Genomic DNA, 15,894 nt, shown 5'->3' on the forward strand with positions numbered 1-15,894 from the left:
CGCGGCTTTGCCATCCTGGTTCCGGGCCGAGAGGCGCTGCGACGGAATCGACTTCCGCCACGCTCGGCCCGTAACCATGACTCCAAGGGCGCCTCCCGCGAGGGAGGTGCCTTCTTCTTTGTCTCCCGTGGACTTCCGTGCTGCCTCCCGAGCGTTTCGCCGACGACTCCGGAGTGCATCGAAGCATGAGTGACAAACTGCAGACCCGTAATGGCCTCGACTTCGCCGTGGCCGACCTCGCGCTGGCCGACGCCGGCCGTACGCAGCTGCGGCTGGCCGAGCACGAGATGCCCGGCCTGATGGCGATCCGCCGCGAGTACGCCGCCTCGCGGCCGCTGAAGGGCGCGCGCATCGCCGGATCGCTGCACATGACCGTGCAGACCGCCGTGCTCATCGAGACCCTGGTCGCCCTCGGCGCGCAGGTGCGCTGGGTGTCCTGCAACATCTTCTCCACCCAGGACGAGGCCGCCGCCGCGGTCGTCGTCGGCCCGGAGGGCACCGTGGACGCCCCGGCGGGCACCTCGGTGTTCGCGTGGAAGGGCGAGACGCTCGAAGAGTACTGGTGGTGCACCGACCGGCTCTTCGCCTTCCCCGGCGGGCAGGCCCCGAACATGATCCTCGACGACGGCGGCGACGCCACCCTGCTCGTCCACAAGGGGGTCGAGTTCGAGGCGGCGGGCGCGGTGCCGCAGCCGTCCGAAGAGGACCCGGAGGAGTACCGGATCGTCCTCGAGACGCTGCGCGCGAGCCTGGCGGCCGACAGCGACCGGTTCACCCGGATGGCCAAGGAGATCCGCGGCGTCACCGAGGAGACCACCAACGGCGTCAAGCGGCTCTACAAGCTCGCCAAGGACGGCGAGCTGCTCTTCCCCGCGATGAACGTCAACGACTCCGTGACGAAGTCCAAGTTCGACAACAAGTACGGCATCCGGCACTCCCTTGTGGACGGACTGAACCGGGCCACCGACGTCATGATCGGCGGCAAGCGCGTGGTCGTCTGCGGTTACGGCGACGTCGGCAAGGGCGCGGTGGAGGCACTGCGCGGCCAGGGCGCCCGGGTCTCGGTCACCGAGATCGACCCGATCTGCGCACTGCAGGCGGCGATGGACGGCCTGGACGTCGTCGAGCTCGACGACGTGGTGGCCACCGGCGACATCTTCATCACCACGACCGGCAACTTCGGCATCGTCTCGGCCGGCCAGATGAGCCGGATGAAGCACAACGCGATCGTCGCCAACGTCGGCCACTTCGACAACGAGATCGACATGGCCGGGCTGGCGAAGCTCCCCGGTGTCACGAAGAACGAGATCAAGCCGCAGGTGCACGAGTGGACGTTCCCGGACGGCCACGCGATCATCGTGCTGTCCGAGGGCCGGCTGATGAACCTCGGCAACGCGACCGGGCACCCGTCGTTCGTGATGTCGAACTCGTTCACCAACCAGGCGATCGCGCAGATCGAGCTGTTCGCCAAGCCCGGCGAGTACGCCACCGACGTCCACCGGCTGCCGAAGCACCTCGACGAGAAGGTGGCCCGCCTGCACCTCGACGCGCTCGGGGTGAAACTCACCAAGCTGACGAAGCAGCAGGCCGAGTACATCGGCGTCGACATCGAGGGTCCGTACAAGCTCGATCACTATCGGTACTGACCTGACTCTGATCCAAGGTTGCTCCATTCGCCGTAGTTTGGTTTATCGGGAAACTGGCCATCCTCCCGTCGAGAGAAGCGCATCCGCCCGGACGGCACGGAGCCGGGCCGGGTCTCGTGCGAAGGAGTGTGTCAAGTGATCGTTCTCGGTGTAATTCTCCTGGTCATCGGGTTCATCGTCGGTATCCCGGTGCTGTACACCATCGGCATCATTCTCGCGGTGGCCGGTGTGGCACTGGCCATCCTGGGCGGCACCGGCCGCCGGATCGGCGGGCGTGCGCACTGGTACTGATCTCGAGACTCCCCACGGCCTGGCGCGTCGGCAGCAATGCTGACGCGCCAGGCCGTTCGGCCTTCGCGGCCGGGGAATCGGGGGCGGTGCACGGCGCAGCCGACGTCTCCACAACGGACACCCCGGAAGTGAAAGGGTCCTTCGGCTCCGAGGGGGAGGGAGAGCCGAAGGACCCCGTTAGTGTTAGCACATCGCCAAGCCGCTGTACACAGCTGCATACACGATCGTGTTACGGCCTTGACGACCCCCGCACGCCACGAAAGCCTCCCCGGCGGGCGGGAACCCGGCCGGGAAGGCCTTCGCGGATCCTGGCGGGAGGCTCAGGAAACTTGGCGCAGCAAGGATTTACGGCACGAGTCAGCACAGCCGCACCCACCGCCGACGCCCTGGCAGTCGACGATCAGCGCGTGGCGCACGCGGTCACCATCCGCACAGTCCGGATCGGTGCACTCGGCGAATCCGCCTTCCGGGTGCACCACCAGCGTGCCGTGGCAGTGATCGATCCCGGCGCCACAAGAAGCGCATTTCATGACCGGCCGCCTTTCGCGCTCGTGGACGACGTGCACCCACGGTAGGACCGGGAAGCGCGCGGGCACGGCACTCCGGCGGCGTGTCGGCACAACCACCCGTCCGAGGCGGCTCAGGCGGACTTCGGTGCCCGCTTGCGGGCGGCCGGCTTCTTCTTCGCCGGCTTCTCGTCCTCATCGGACGCCGTGGCCGCCTCCGAAGAGGACTGTCGCGACTTCTTCGCGGCGTCCACACTGGCCTGCAGCGCCGCCATCAGGTCGACGACGTCGGCCTTGGCGGTGACGGCGGCGGGCTTGGTCGTGTCGTCGCCCGCGACCTTGGCCTCGATCATCTCTTCGAGGGCCTCGCGGTAGTGGTCGTGGTACTTCTCCGGCTCGAACACCGGCTCGGCCAGCGAGTCGATCAGCGACCCGGCCATGGTGAGCTCCTGTGGCCGGATCTGCGGCGGGTCGTCGCGCAGGAACGGGAAGTCGGGCTCGCGGACCTCGTCCGGCCACAGCATCGTCGTCATCACCAGCACGTCGGCGTGCACCCGCAGCACCGCCATGCTCTCCCGCTGCCGGACCGCGACCTTCGCGATGGCCACCTGGCTCGACTTGTGCAGTGCGTCCCGCAGCACGACGTACGGCTTCACCGCGTTCTTCTGCGGCTCCAGGTAGTACGTCCGGTCGTACTGGATCGGGTCGATCGACTCCAGGGGCACGAACTCCAGCACGTCGATCGTGCGCTGGGTGGACAGCGGCAGCTCGGCCATCTCCGCGTCGGTGATCACCACCATCTCGCCGTCGGGCAGCTCGTAGCCCTTGGCGACCTCGGCGTAGGGCACCTCGGCGCCGTCGATCGTGCAGAACCGCTTGTACTGGATGCGGCCGCCGTCGGCCTCGTGCACCTGGCGCAGGGAGACGTTCTTGTTCTCGGTGGCCGCGTACATCTGGATCGGGATGCTGACCAGCCCGAAGGACACCGAGCCCTTCCACATCGCCCGCATGCCACGCACCTCCGAGGTCGTCTTCACGCTCGGTAGTTACCGTAGCCCGAATCGTCCCCCGGCGACACCCCGCCGCGGCCGCGATCTAGACCTCTGCCAGGTATTTCTCCCAGAGTGCCGGATCCATGAACCAGTGTTGAAAGTCGGCCGGGTCGGTGAATCCGTTGGCGAACCGGCGGGCGACCGCCGGGTTCTGCCCCGCCACCCCGAGGATCTGGAGCACGTGCGGAGGCGGCGGCAGGAGCAGTGCGTTCGTCCATTCGGTCACGTGCCGGGCGTACTCCCAGTAGCGCTCGAACGTCGCTTCCATCCAGGCCGCGTCGAACGGCCGGTCACCGCGCTCCACGATCGCGTCGAGGTAGGTCGCCGCGCAGTGGCTCGCGTTGTTCGAGCCCTGCCCGGTGATCGGGTCGTTCGCCACGACGACGTCGGCCATGCCCAGCACGATCGCCCCGCCCGGCAGCGCGCCGACCGGGTGGCGGACCACCGGCGGGTAGCCGCCGGCCAGGGTCGCCTTCGCGTCGGTCAGCTCCGCGTCGCGGCAGCGGTCGTACTCCCACGGCACGAACTGCCGCATCAGGTCCAGCACGCGCCGGAAGTGCTCGTCCGGCCCCGGGTGGTCGTCGAAGCAGTCCAGCGGCCCGCCGGGCACGCCTTCGAAGAACAGGATGTCGCAGTTCCCGCTCAGCGTGTACGCCGGGATCATGAACAGCTCGCCGACGCCGGGGACGATGTTGAACCGCACCCCCATCTTGTCCGGGTGCTCCGGCCGCCGGCCCACGCCGTGGGCGTAAACCAGGGAAAGCGCGCGCATCGGCCGCGTGTACGGCGAGCGCTCGGGCACGCGGTCGAACAGCTGGACCAGCTCGCCCTTGCCGGCCGAGATGATCACCAGGTCGTAGAGGCGGGCCAGCGCGTCCAGCTCGGACGTCATCACGCCGTGGATGACGAGTTTGCCGCCGCGGTCTTCGAACAGCTCCAGCCAGCCGGCCATCTTCACCCGCTGGTCCACCGACTGGGCGGGGTGGTCGAGCTCGGCGAACCAGTCGAGCGCGCGGCCGCCGTCCGGGGCGGCCACCGAGACGCCGAGGCCTTCGACGTTGACCGTCTCGGCCTCCCACAGGTCGATCCCGAGGTCGCGCTCGTGCTGCAGCGCGTCGTGGAACATGCACTGCGTCGACATCACCCGCCCGGCCCGGATCTCCTCCGGCGTCCGCGCGGACATCACGGTGACGTCGTAGTCCTTCGCCTGCAGCCCGAGGGCCAGCTGCAGGCCGGACTGCCCGGCGCCCACGACCAGGACCTTGCGCATGAAGCTCTTCACCTTCCGGGGCTGAGTCGTGCAGGAATTCAGTCGTGCAGGAATTCAGTTCGTGCGGGAATTCAGGCGTGCGGGATGCTGCCGGCGAGCTCGCGGCCCGCCGGACCGGAGAGCACCGCCAGCGACAGCGTGTGACCGACCAGTTCGGTCAGGGTGGCGATGGTCGACGCGCGGTCGCGGGCGTCGCAGGTCACCAGCGGGACGGCCGGGTCGAGGGCCAGCGCGTCGCGCACCTCGTCGAGGTCGTGCACCGGTTTGCCCTCGAACTGGTTGACCGCCACGACGAACGGCAGCTCCGAGTCGTTCTCGAAGTAGTTGATCGCCGCGAACGACTCGTCGATCCGGCTGGTGTCGACCAGCACGACCGCGCCGAGCGCACCGCGGCTCAGGTCGTCCCACAGGAACCAGAACCGCGCCTGGCCCGGCGTGCCGAACAGGTACAGCAGCAGGTCCGGGCGCAGCGTGATCCGCCCGAAGTCCATCGCGACGGTGGTGGTCGACTTGTTTCCCGGCGGGAGGTCGTCGACGCCTTCCCCGGCCTCGGTCATCCACGCCTCGTTGCTCATCGGCGGCACTTCCGACACCGCACCGACGAAGGTGGTCTTGCCGACACCGAAGCCCCCGGCGACGACGATCTTCGCGGAGATCGTCAGCAGATCGCCCTCAGGCGGGGAGCCGCTTGAGCCCATCAAGGATCCTCTCGAGGACGTTGGTGTCGTGGTGGTAGGCGTGCGCGGTGGGGTGGACGAACACCGCGCCCTGGGAGGCGAGGTCGCCCAGCAGCACCCGCACCACACCCAGCGGCAGGTCCAGCCCGACCGACAGCTCGGCGACCGAGCACCGCGCCCGGGCGCGTTCGTAGAGCGAGCGCGACTCGGGCATCAGCGTGTCGCTCAGCGCGGGGTCGTACTGCGGCACCGAGATCAGCGTCTCCACCAGCAGCTGGTGCCGGGTGCCGGTGCGGCCGCCGGTGAGCGCGTAGGCGCGGATCCGGCGGCTCCGGCGGGGCAGTGTGGTGTCCGGCGTGGTGTCCGGCGGGGTGTCCGGCGGGGTGTCCGACGGGGACCCGGTCGTCACTGGCATCACATCCTCGTGCGGCACGGGCGTCACATCCGGGGCCGGCGCGCGGTCAGGACCTGCCGCAGCTCCGCGCGCACCTCGGGGGTGAGCGCGTGGCCGGCGTTGGTGATGAACTGGGTCATCTCGTAAGCGACCACCTTCATGTCCGCCTCGCCCGAGGTCAGCACCGCGAGCCCGGCACCGGAACCGATACCCATGAACAGGAAGTAGCCGTGGGTGAGCCGGATGATGATCTGCTCGCAGGAGCCCTTCCCGAACAGCGCCGCGCTGTTGCCGGCCAGCGAGAGCAGGCCGCTGGCGATGGCGGCGAGCTGTTCGGCCTCGGCCTCGCCGACCGAGTCCGACGCGGTGAGCGGGAAGCCGTCCACGCTCATGATCAGCGCGTGACTGACGCCGTGGACCTTGCGCACGAAGTCATCGAGCAGCCAGGCGAAGTTCGCCGTGGCCGGGTGGGGGGCGCTCACCGGGCGGTTCCTCCGGGCGTCTCGTCCTGCCGGGTGCGGTTCTCCGCCAGCGCCGCCTGCTCGCCGTCGGCGAACGCACCGAGATCGGCGAGCAGCCGCTCGTGGCCGGCCGCGCCTTCGGCCGGTGGCGACGGCGGAGGTGGCGGTGGTTCCGGCGCGGCCCCGCGGATGCTGCCGGGCACGCGGCGCGGCAGGCCGTTCGCCGTGGTCCCGCCGGCGGTGGCCTCGACCGGGCGAGGCCGCGGGCTGGGCTTGCGCACCGCCACCGGCTCCGGCGTCTCCCGGGGGAAGGCACCGGCGCGGCGGCGCGGCAACCCCCCGACCGTGGTCGGCTCACGGCCGGCCCCGCTCTTGACCGGTTCGACCGCAACGGTCCGAGTGCCCGACCACGCGTGCTCGGCGAGCTCGGTGACGACGCCGGTGGGCAGCAGCACGGTGGCGACCGTGCCGTGCGGGCTGCGCCGGTCGAGCCGCACGGTGGCGCCGTGCCGGGCGGCCAGGCGGGCGACCACGGCGAGCCCCATGTGCCGCGCCGAAGCGTCGTCGAGGTCGCCGCCGGCGGCGAGTCGCTCGTTGAGGTCCCCGATGCGGTCGGCGGGGATGCCGATGCCCTCGTCCTCGATCCGGACGAGCACGCTGCCCTGCTCGGTCAGGTGCGCGCTCACGTGCACCGGCGAGCTGGGTGAGGACTGGTTGGCCGCGTTGTCGAACAACTCGGCCAGCACCCGCCCCAGGTCCTCCGCGGCGAAGCCGACGACACCGAGATTGACCACGCGGCCGATGGTGATCCGGGCGTAGTGGTTGATCGAGGACATCGCCTCGCGCATCAGGTCGAGCACCGAAGTCGCGCGAGCGGCGTCGCCGGCGGTGTCCTGCCCGGCCAGCACGCGCAGGTTCTCGGCGTTGCGCCGCAGCCGCGTGGCGAGGTGGTCGAGCTGGTAGAGCTCGGCGAGGCGGTGGTGGTCCTCCTCCCCCGCCTCCAGCTCCTCCAGCCGCGCGAGGAGCTGGTCGAGGAGGTTGAGGTCACGCAGGGCGACGCTGGCGCAGATCTCGGCCAGCACGCCTTCCCCGGCCGGTGCCGCCACCGGCTCGGGACGGGTCAGCTCGACGAAGGCCGGCCCCGCGGGCGGCAGATGTCCGGGGTGCTTCGGAGGCGCGGTGAGGTACTGCGCGGCAGCGACCCGCGAGCGGTCCAGCAGGACGCGTGATCGATCCAGGAGTTCCCGGGCCCGGCTCGCCATGTGGTCCCACTTCTTCCTTGATCGGGTGTTCAACGAACGACTGTGCTGCGCCGACCCCCGGCGGCGATGCGGGACATGCAAGCAGAAAGGTTCGTGGGATGTCCACACGCCGTCCCCGTCCGATCGCCCTGCGTGACCACGATTTCGGGCCGTCGCTGCTGGTGAGCGCAGCGGATTAGGCCATTCGGTTCAATTTTGCAAATTGCGGGTCGCAACAGAGCGCACACGCGCCGATCCCGCATCCGCACCGGCGGCGGCAAGCCGGAACCGGGTGTAACCGATCCGGCGCCCCGAGCGACTGGGACGGCATGACAAAGGCGCCTCCGGCAGAGATCCGCATCGACAAGCGAACGGTCCACCTCGGCAACGCCGTCTACTCGCTCGCCACCATTTCGCGAGTGCGGGTCAAGCGCATCGTCCCGTCCGGACCCGCGCCGGTCTACCGGCTGCTGGAGATCCTCGGCTACGTCGTCGCGTTCCTGATCTTCGTCCTCGCCGTGAAGGTGTTCCAGCTGTGACGATCATGTACGTCGTCATTCCGACGCTGGCCGCGATGCTGCGCATCCTCTACCTGCTCGGGGTGTTGGCGTACGGACGGCTCCGGTCGCGGTACGCGCTGATCATCGAGACCCCGGGTGCGGAGTTCACCGCGCTGACCGGCCGGGACCCGTACGAGCTGGAACAGCTCAAACGCGAAATCACCCACGCGATCGAAAATCCGCCGGCGGGCGAGCGAGTCTGCACGCCGGCGGCGATATCGTCTTCGGCGATCAATACCGGCAGCGCGGCACGCACAACACGATGGTGGTCGACCGCACCGGAGGAATCTCGCAGGCGGAACTGGACGCGGCAGTCGCGGAGCTGCAGTCGTTGGTGACCCGGCTGAAATCCGACGGCGTGGTCCGCCCGGACGGTTCCGTCACGAACCCGGCTGCGGTCGTCGATGCGGTCAAGGCCCGGGCCGGAAGGCTCACGGCTCTGGGCAACGCGGTGAAGGGCGGGGCCGAGGAGGCTCTCGTGTCGGCCGTGAAGGGCGGCGTGGCCCAGCTGGTCGTCGCCCTGCTCGCAGGCGTATCGGAGTAACCGCGCAGCGTCCGCCGGCAGCCGCCGGGCCCCGCGCGCCGAAAGCAGCCACGGCCGCTCCCCAGGTCCGTTCACCGCGAGCGTCCGACCCATGTCCGCTTCGTCCCAAACTTGCGGGCCACGCACTTTTTTGCGCGGCACGCAAATTTTTCGCTACATTCTGCACATGCCGCCGGAAGAACCACCGAAGCTCACCCTGCGCGAGCGGAAGAAGCGCGAGGCCCGCCGGGCGCTCGCGCAGGCCGCCCTGCGGCTGACGCTGGAGCGGGGGCTGGAGAACGTCCGGGTCGAGGACATCGCCACCGAGGTCGGCGTCTCCCCCCGCACGTTCAACAACTACTTCTCCAGCAAGGAGCAGGCGGTCTGCGCGGTCGTCGTCGACCGGCACGAGGGGATGCGCGAAGCCCTGCTCGACCGGCCGGAGGACGAGCCGCTCTGGGAATCCGTCAAGCAGGCCGTGCTCGAGCAATATTCACGTGAAGGCGAGCCGGATCGCGCGTATGTTGCGCGTATCCGGGAGCTGATGGGCCAGCTCATGCTGCGTGGCGAATTCCTGAACGCCCACGCGGCGGTCGAGCGGGTCCTCGCCGAAACGATCGCGAAACGGGTGGGCGGTGTGGACCACCTGCTGTGCCGGCTGATGGCCTCCTCGGTGGAAAGTGCCGTCCGCGTCGCCTTCGTCAACTGGTTCACCGAAGGCGAGCCGCTCCTGTCGACGCTGGAGCGGCTGCTGGACGAGCTGTCCGCCGGGATGCCGACCCTGACCGGTGGCACCACCCCGAAACCCGAATCGAACACCACCACCATGGGGGAATCGTTGTGCTAGTCAAGCTCCTGCGCAGCCACCTGCGCCCGTACCGGAGCACACTGTGGGTGATCGTCGCACTCCAACTGGTGCAGACGATCGCCATGCTCTACCTGCCGACGCTGAACGCCGACATCGTCGACAACGGCCTGATCAAGGGTGACATGCCCTACATCCTGCGGATCGGCGTGGTGATGCTCGCGGTCACGCTGGCCCAGATCGCCGGCTCGATCGGCGCGGTGTACTTCGGCGCGCGCACGGCGATGGCGATCGGCCGGGACATCCGCGCCGGGGTCTTCCACCGGGTGCAGGACTTCTCGGCCCGCGAGGTCGGCCAGTTCGGCACGCCGTCGCTGATCACCCGCACCACCAACGACGTCCAGCAAGTCCAGATGCTGGTGCTGATGACGCTGACGCTGATGGTGTCCGCGCCGATCATGTGCGTCGGCGGCATCATCCTGGCGCTGAACCTCGACGTGCCGCTCTCGTCGCTGCTGCTGGTCATCGTGCCGGTGCTGGCGGTCGCGGTCGGCACGATCATCGCCAAGATGCGGCCCGCGTTCCGGCTGATGCAGGTGCGGATCGACCGGATCAACCAGATCATGCGCGAGCAGATCATGGGCATCCGGGTCATCCGCGCGTTCGTGCGCGACACCCACGAACGCAAGCGCTTCGACGTCGCGAACGACGAGCTGCTCACCGTGTCGCTGCGGGTCGGGCGGCTGATGGCGCTGATGTTCCCGATCGTGATGCTGGTGATGAACGCCTCCAGCGTCGCGGTGCTGTGGTTCGGCGGCCAGCGGATCGACTCCGGCAGCATGCAGATCGGCGCCATGACGGCGTTCCTGTCCTACCTGCTGCAGATCCTGATGGCCGTCATGATGGCCACGTTCATGTTCATGATGGTGCCGCGCGCAGAGGTCAGCGCCGAGCGGATCAGCGAGGTGCTCGACACCGAGTCGAGCGTCCGCCCGCCGGTGTCGCCGATCCGCCCGGGCGCGGTGCGCGGGCACCTGGAACTGTCCGGGGTGGAGTTCCGCTACCCCGGCGCGGAAAAGCCGGTGCTGTGCGACATTTCGCTGATCGGGCGGCCCGGGGAGACCACCGCCGTGATCGGGTCGACCGGCACCGGCAAGACCACGCTGCTCAACCTGATCCCCCGGCTGATGGACGCCACCACCGGCACGGTGAAGGTCGACGGCGTCGACGTCCGCGACCTCGACCCGGACGTGCTCGCCCGCGCGGTCGGGCTGGTGCCGCAGAAGCCGTACCTGTTCGCCGGGACGGTGGCGAGCAACCTGCGGTACGGCAATCCGGACGCGACCGACGAAGAGCTGTGGCACGCGCTGGAGGTGGCCCAGGGCAAGGAGTTCGTCGAAGCGATGGCCGAGGGCCTCGACGCACCGATCGCCCAGGGCGGCACGAACGTCTCGGGCGGGCAGCGGCAACGGATCGCGATCGCCCGGATGCTGGTGCACAAACCGGAGATCTACCTGTTCGACGACTCGTTCTCGGCGCTCGACTACGCGACCGACGCGGCCCTGCGCCGCGCGCTGGTGTCGGAGACGAAGGACGCGACGGTGGTCATCGTCGCGCAGCGGGTCAGCACCATCCGGGGCGCCGACCGCATCATCGTCCTCGACGAGGGCCGCGTCGTCGGCACCGGCACCCACCACGAACTCATGGACGGCAACGAAACCTACCGGGAGATCGTGCTGTCCCAGCTCACCGAACAGGAGGCCGCGTGACCGAGCCTGCGAGGTCCGCAATAGACACAGCAGTGCCGCTCGCGGCGCCGCCGAGCGCCAGCGAGGAGGCGGCGTGAGTACGACGGAATCGCCCGAAGCCGCCGTGACCGAGGCCGGGGAACGGCCGACCGCCGAGCGGCACAAGAACACCGGTGCCGCGGCCGCCGGACCGGCGGCCCGCTGGATGAGCGGCGGCGCGCCGGCGGAGAAGGCGCTGGACTTCAAGGGTTCCCTCAACCGGCTGCTGCAGCTGCTGAGACCGCAGCGGGCCGCCCTGATCGGCGTCCTCGTGCTCGGCGCGGCCAGCGTCGCGCTGACCGTGATCGGGCCGAAGATCCTCGGCCAGGCCACCGACGCCATCCTCGCCGGTGTGCTCGGCAAGCAGGTGCCACCGGGGGTCACCAAGGAGCAGATCGTCGCCGGCCTGCGGGCCCGCGGCGACAGCACGCTCGCCGACATCTACAGCCGGGTCGACCTCGTGCCCGGCGTCGGGATCGACTTCGACAAGGTCGGCCAGATCCTGCTGACCGTGCTGGCGCTGTTCGTCGTCTCGTCGTTCTTCGGGCTCATCCAGGCCCGGCTGACGACGACCCTGGTGCAGCAGGCGGTGTACCGGCTGCGCCAGGAGGTCGAGGAGAAGTTCGCGCGGCTGCCGCTGAAGTACTTCGACCGCCAGCCGCGCGGCGAGGTGCTTTCCCGCGTCACCAACGACATCGACAACCTGGCGCAGTCGCTGCAGCAGACGCTGTCGCAGATCGTTTCGTCGCTGCTGACGGTGATCGGCGTACTGATCATGATGTTCCTGATCTCGCCGCTGCTGGCGCTGATCGCACTGCTCACGGTGCCGCTGTCGGCCGTCGTGGCCGCGAAGGTCGGGAAGCGGGCGCAGCCGAACTTCATCAAGCAGTGGTCGACGACGGGCAAGCTCAACGCCCACGTCGAGGAGATGTACACCGGGCACTCGCTGGTCAAGGTGTTCGGCCGCCGCGACGAGTCCGCGGCGATCTTCGACAAGCAGAACGAAACGCTGTACCAGGCCAGCTTCAAGGCGCAGTTCATCTCCGGCATGATCCAGCCGGCGATGATGTTCATCGGCAACCTGAGCTACGTGCTGGTCGCCGTGATCGGCGCGCTGCGGGTCGCGTCGGGCAACCTCACGCTCGGCGAGGTGCAGGCGTTCATCCAGTACTCGCGCCAGTTCAGCCAGCCGGTGACGCAGATCGCCAGCATGGCGAACCTGCTGCAGTCCGGCGTCGCTTCGGCCGAGCGGGTCTTCGCCCTGCTCGACGCCGAGGAGCAGGCGCCGGAACCGGTGAACCCGGAGCGGCCGTCCGTCATCCGCGGGCGCGTGGAGTTCGAGGACGTCTCCTTCCGCTACCTCGCGGACAAGCCGCTGATCGAGGACCTCTCGCTGACCGTCGAACCCGGTCAGACGGTGGCGATCGTCGGCCCGACCGGGGCGGGGAAGACGACGCTGGTCAACCTGCTCATGCGGTTCTACGAGCTCGACGGCGGGCGGATCACCCTCGACGGCGTCGACATCGCGAAGATGAACCGCGAGGAGCTGCGCGACCAGACCGGCATGGTGCTGCAGGACGCGTGGCTGTTCGGCGGCACGATCGCGGAGAACATCGCCTACGGCGCCGACGACCCGACCCGCGAGGAGATCATCGAGGCCGCACAGGCGACCTACGTGGACCGCTTCGTGCGGACCTTGCCGGACGGGTACGAAACGGTGCTCGACGACGAGGGCGGCACGGTCAGCGCGGGTGAGAAGCAGCTGATCACGGTGGCGCGGGCGTTCCTGGCCAAGCCGGTGATCCTCATCCTCGACGAGGCGACCAGCTCGGTCGACACCCGCACCGAGGTGCTCATCCAGCGGGCGATGAACTCGCTGCGCAGCGGCCGCACCAGCTTCGTCATCGCGCACCGCCTCTCGACGATCCGCGACGCGGACGTGATCCTGGTGATGGAGCACGGGCAGATCGTGGAGCAGGGCGACCACGAGACGCTGCTGCACAGCGGTGGCGCGTACGCGCGGCTGTACGCCGCGCAGTTCGCGGAAGCCGTGGCGGAAACGGACTGACGGTGCCGATCGTGGGTCGCCGCGCTCGCCGCGGCGACCCACGACGTCAGCCGGCCTCGGCCGGGGCGGACCGCCGGGCCGAGAGCCAGGTGTGGACGAGCAGGCCGGCGGCGAGGAACAACGTGCCCTGGTAGACCGCCGCGTAGCTGGCCCCGGCGATCAGCCACACCGACACGGCGAACGAAACCCCGGCCACGGTGACGTCCAGCGCCAGGCGGCCGCCGCGGACCTTCTCGCGGTCTCCGCGCGCCAGCCAGTGCAGCTGGGCGGCCGCGGACAGCAGGTAGGGAACGGCCGCGGTGAAGCTCGTGATCAGCACCAGGACCCGGAAGACCTCCGCGGTCCCGCTGAGGTAGTTGAACAGGATCAGCACCGAAGCCAGGACGACGCCGATCAGCGCCCCGGCCCAGGGGACGTCCCGGCGCACCCGGGTGAACACCCGTGGGAAGAGCCCGTCGACGGCGGCGGCGTAGGGCATCTGGGCGCTCATCAGGATCCAGCCGTTGAGGGCGCCGACGATCGACAGCACCGCCGCGCCGGCCATCACCACGCCACCGGCCGTTCCGCCGAACATCGCGTCCAACGCGTCGGAGAACGGGGCCGTCGAGCCGGCCAGCGCGGTGTGCGGGACCAGGCCGAACACGGCGACGGTGCCCAGCACGTAGACCACCGCGGAGGCGACCGTGCCCAGGACGCCCGCCCGGATGACGGTGCGCGCCGGGTTCCGCACCTCGCCCGCGCTGACCGCCGCCGACTCCACGCCGAGGTAGGAGTACAGCAGGAGCGCCGCGGCGGCCGTCATCGAGGGCAGCACGCCCTGGCCGGTCGCGTCGAACGGCCCGAAGTTGTCCGCGTGGACGAAGAACGGCCCGACGACGGCGACCACGGCCAGCGGCAGGAACTTCAGGACGGTCGAGACGATCTGGGCGGCCGCGACGTACTTGAGTCCGGCGAAGTTCGTGATCGCGGGCAGCCACAGCACGGCCAGTGCGAGGAAGGCCTGCCAGCCCGCGCCGCCGGGCACCGGGAGCAGCACCTGCAGGTACCCCACGGCCGCGACCGCCAGCGCCGCGTTGCTGGCCCAGGTCATCGTCCAGTAGGACCAGACCGACACGAACCCGGCGAAATCGCCGAACGCCTCGCGTGGGTAGACGTAGAGCCCGCCGGTGACCGGCGTGCGGGCGGCGAGCCTGCCGAAGAGCACCGCCAGCGCCACCGCGCCCACGGTCAGCACCCCCAGCGCCAGGATGCTCACGGTGCCGTACGGCGCCACCGTCGCGGGCAGCAGGAACACCCCGCCGCCGATGATGTTGCCGGTGACCAGGCACACCGCGGTCAGCAGGCCGAACCTGCGCTTCGCAGGCGGTTCGGCGGGACTGTCGGGGCTCCGGCCGGACTGCGGCTCGGCGGGGTTCGGCGACATGCTCACTCTTCCGGGTGGGGACGTCCCTTGTGGACGTTCGGCGGCGAGTGGATCTTACGAGCCGGGAAGGCCGGCTCCCACGGACTGGGAGTGCTACGTTCGCCCACGTGCCCATCGATGGTTCTCTCGCAAGCGCGCTGTCCCGCGGCCCGGTCGTCATCGACGGCGGGCTGTCCAACCAGCTGGCGGCCGCCGGGCACGACCTGTCCGACGAGCTGTGGACCGCACGCCTCCTGCGTGACGATCCCGCGGCCGTCGCCGATGCGCACCTCGCCTACTTCGCGGCCGGGGCGAGCGTCGTCCTCACCGCGAGCTATCAGGCCAGTTTCGCCGGGTTCGCCCGCCACGGCATCCCCGCCGAAGAGACCGCGAGGTTGTTGCGCCGCAGCGTCTCCCTCGCTCGGACGGCCCGGGAGCGGTACGCGGGCCCGGACCGTCCACTGTGGATCGCCGCGTCGGTCGGACCGTACGGCGCGTCCCTGGCCGACGGCTCGGAGTACCGGGGGCGGTACGGCTTGAGCGCGACGCAGCTCCGCGACTTCCACCGGCCGCGGCTGGAGGCCCTCGCCGAGGCCGGCCCGGACCTGTTCGCCGTCGAGACCATCCCGGACGTCGAGGAAGCCGAGGTGCTCGTCCGGATCGCCGAGGAGCTGGACATCCCGGTGTGGCTGTCCTACACCGTGGACGGGACGTCGACCCGGTCCGGCCAGCCACTCCGCGACGCCTTCGCGCTCGCCACCGGCGTCCCCCAGGTGATCGCCACCGGGATCAACTGCAGCGCACCGGGCGACGTGCCGGCCGCCGTCGCGCTCGCGGCGGACGTCACCGGTAAGCCGGTGGTCGTGTACCCCAACAGCGGCGAGGTGTGGGACGCCGCGGGCCGCCGGTGGACCGGCCGGCCGAGCTTCGCGCCGGAGGACGTCCGCGGCTGGGCCGATGCCGGCGCCAGGCTGATCGGGGGCTGTTGCCGCGTCGGTCCGGCCGAGATCGCCGAACTGGCCGCCGCCGTCGCGACGCCCGCGACCTGAGTCCACCCTCGCCTGCCCGGACAGCCGCGGCCGCCGGTGTCGCGAATGACTCATTCGGGACGTCCGAGGATGCTGTTGGCGAATTCGGTTTCATGCCAACCGGAGCGGCCAACTCGCCCGCCGCAACGGCCAACACGCCGGAGAACCCGGGCGAGTTGGCCG

17 protein-coding genes and 1 riboswitch are annotated in these 15,894 nt (G+C 69.9%); of the genes, 9 read left to right on the plus strand and 8 right to left on the minus strand.

The window, feature by feature from the left end; translation table 11 throughout:
- The first annotated feature begins 22 nt into the window (after positions 1–22).
- Positions 23–101: riboswitch (S-adenosyl-L-homocysteine riboswitch) on the plus strand.
- Between the two features lie 84 nt (positions 102–185).
- Together ahcY and ACLJQF_RS37565 are read left to right on the plus strand one after the other, a co-directional pair.
- The gene (ahcY, locus tag ACLJQF_RS37560; protein ID WP_410615039.1) at positions 186–1,646 is read left to right on the plus strand and encodes an adenosylhomocysteinase; all 1,461 of its coding nucleotides are present in this window, start codon (positions 186–188) and stop codon (positions 1,644–1,646) included.
- A 135-nt stretch (positions 1,647–1,781) separates the two neighbouring features.
- The gene (locus ACLJQF_RS37565) at positions 1,782–1,937 is read left to right on the plus strand and encodes a hypothetical protein (RefSeq protein WP_285996763.1); all 156 of its coding nucleotides are present in this window, start codon (positions 1,782–1,784) and stop codon (positions 1,935–1,937) included.
- 320 nt (positions 1,938–2,257) lie between these two features.
- Here ACLJQF_RS37565 and ACLJQF_RS37570 read toward each other — a convergent pair whose 3' ends face one another.
- From ACLJQF_RS37570 to ACLJQF_RS37600, 7 genes are all read right to left on the minus strand, one after another.
- Complete coding sequence (locus ACLJQF_RS37570) at positions 2,258–2,467, minus strand: hypothetical protein (RefSeq protein WP_410615053.1); 210 nt, start codon at positions 2,465–2,467, stop codon at positions 2,258–2,260.
- A gap of 110 nt (positions 2,468–2,577) precedes the next feature.
- Positions 2,578–3,453: a Ku protein gene (locus ACLJQF_RS37575; RefSeq protein WP_410615054.1), complete on the minus strand. Its 876-nt coding sequence runs from the start codon at positions 3,451–3,453 to the stop codon at positions 2,578–2,580.
- Between the two features lie 85 nt (positions 3,454–3,538).
- Entirely contained in the window at positions 3,539–4,765 is a 1,227-nt protein-coding gene (locus ACLJQF_RS37580) for a styrene monooxygenase/indole monooxygenase family protein (RefSeq protein ID WP_410615040.1), read from the minus strand.
- A 71-nt stretch (positions 4,766–4,836) separates the two neighbouring features.
- On the minus strand, positions 4,837–5,463 hold the full coding sequence (locus tag ACLJQF_RS37585; RefSeq protein ID WP_410615041.1) for a GTP-binding protein: 627 nt from the start codon (positions 5,461–5,463) through the stop codon (positions 4,837–4,839).
- The gene (locus ACLJQF_RS37590) at positions 5,438–5,785 is read right to left on the minus strand and encodes a DUF742 domain-containing protein (protein ID WP_410615055.1); all 348 of its coding nucleotides are present in this window, start codon (positions 5,783–5,785) and stop codon (positions 5,438–5,440) included. The genes ACLJQF_RS37585 and ACLJQF_RS37590 overlap by 26 nt, the downstream gene beginning before the upstream one ends.
- A gap of 95 nt (positions 5,786–5,880) precedes the next feature.
- The gene (locus ACLJQF_RS37595) at positions 5,881–6,318 is read right to left on the minus strand and encodes a roadblock/LC7 domain-containing protein (RefSeq protein WP_364246230.1); all 438 of its coding nucleotides are present in this window, start codon (positions 6,316–6,318) and stop codon (positions 5,881–5,883) included.
- Positions 6,315–7,559: a sensor histidine kinase gene (locus ACLJQF_RS37600; RefSeq protein WP_410615042.1), complete on the minus strand. Its 1,245-nt coding sequence runs from the start codon at positions 7,557–7,559 to the stop codon at positions 6,315–6,317. The genes ACLJQF_RS37595 and ACLJQF_RS37600 overlap by 4 nt, the downstream gene beginning before the upstream one ends.
- Before the next feature lie 308 nt (positions 7,560–7,867).
- Here ACLJQF_RS37600 and ACLJQF_RS37605 point away from each other — a divergent pair, with 308 nt between their 5' ends.
- The 6 genes from ACLJQF_RS37605 (at position 7,868) to ACLJQF_RS37630 (ending at position 13,281) form a co-directional block, all read left to right on the plus strand.
- Positions 7,868–8,077, plus strand: coding sequence for a hypothetical protein (locus ACLJQF_RS37605; protein ID WP_410615043.1), 210 nt, complete (start codon positions 7,868–7,870; stop codon positions 8,075–8,077).
- A gap of 5 nt (positions 8,078–8,082) precedes the next feature.
- Complete coding sequence (locus ACLJQF_RS37610) at positions 8,083–8,436, plus strand: DUF6232 family protein (protein WP_410615056.1); 354 nt, start codon at positions 8,083–8,085, stop codon at positions 8,434–8,436.
- Entirely contained in the window at positions 8,433–8,642 is a 210-nt protein-coding gene (locus ACLJQF_RS37615) for a hypothetical protein (protein ID WP_410615044.1), read from the plus strand. Before ACLJQF_RS37610 ends, ACLJQF_RS37615 begins: the two co-directional genes overlap by 4 nt.
- Before the next feature lie 166 nt (positions 8,643–8,808).
- Positions 8,809–9,468 (plus strand): TetR/AcrR family transcriptional regulator, encoded by a 660-nt coding sequence (locus ACLJQF_RS37620; protein WP_410615045.1) that lies wholly within the window; start codon positions 8,809–8,811, stop codon positions 9,466–9,468.
- The gene (locus tag ACLJQF_RS37625; protein ID WP_410615046.1) at positions 9,462–11,195 is read left to right on the plus strand and encodes an ABC transporter ATP-binding protein; all 1,734 of its coding nucleotides are present in this window, start codon (positions 9,462–9,464) and stop codon (positions 11,193–11,195) included. The genes ACLJQF_RS37620 and ACLJQF_RS37625 overlap by 7 nt, the downstream gene beginning before the upstream one ends.
- Before the next feature lie 73 nt (positions 11,196–11,268).
- Positions 11,269–13,281, plus strand: coding sequence for an ABC transporter ATP-binding protein (locus ACLJQF_RS37630; protein WP_410615047.1), 2,013 nt, complete (start codon positions 11,269–11,271; stop codon positions 13,279–13,281).
- A 46-nt stretch (positions 13,282–13,327) separates the two neighbouring features.
- On the opposite strand, the gene ACLJQF_RS37635 is transcribed toward ACLJQF_RS37630, so the two are convergent.
- Positions 13,328–14,704, minus strand: coding sequence for an amino acid permease (locus ACLJQF_RS37635; protein WP_410615048.1), 1,377 nt, complete (start codon positions 14,702–14,704; stop codon positions 13,328–13,330).
- Positions 14,705–14,811: 107 nt separating this feature from the next.
- On the opposite strand from ACLJQF_RS37635, the gene mmuM reads away from it, so the two are divergent.
- Positions 14,812–15,732, plus strand: a complete 921-nt coding sequence (gene mmuM, locus ACLJQF_RS37640) for a homocysteine S-methyltransferase (protein WP_410615049.1) — start codon at positions 14,812–14,814, stop codon at positions 15,730–15,732.
- Positions 15,733–15,894 lie beyond the last annotated feature (162 nt).

It is taken from the genome of Amycolatopsis sp. lyj-109, from assembly GCF_046548995.1.
GTDB lineage: Bacteria > Actinomycetota > Actinomycetes > Mycobacteriales > Pseudonocardiaceae > Amycolatopsis.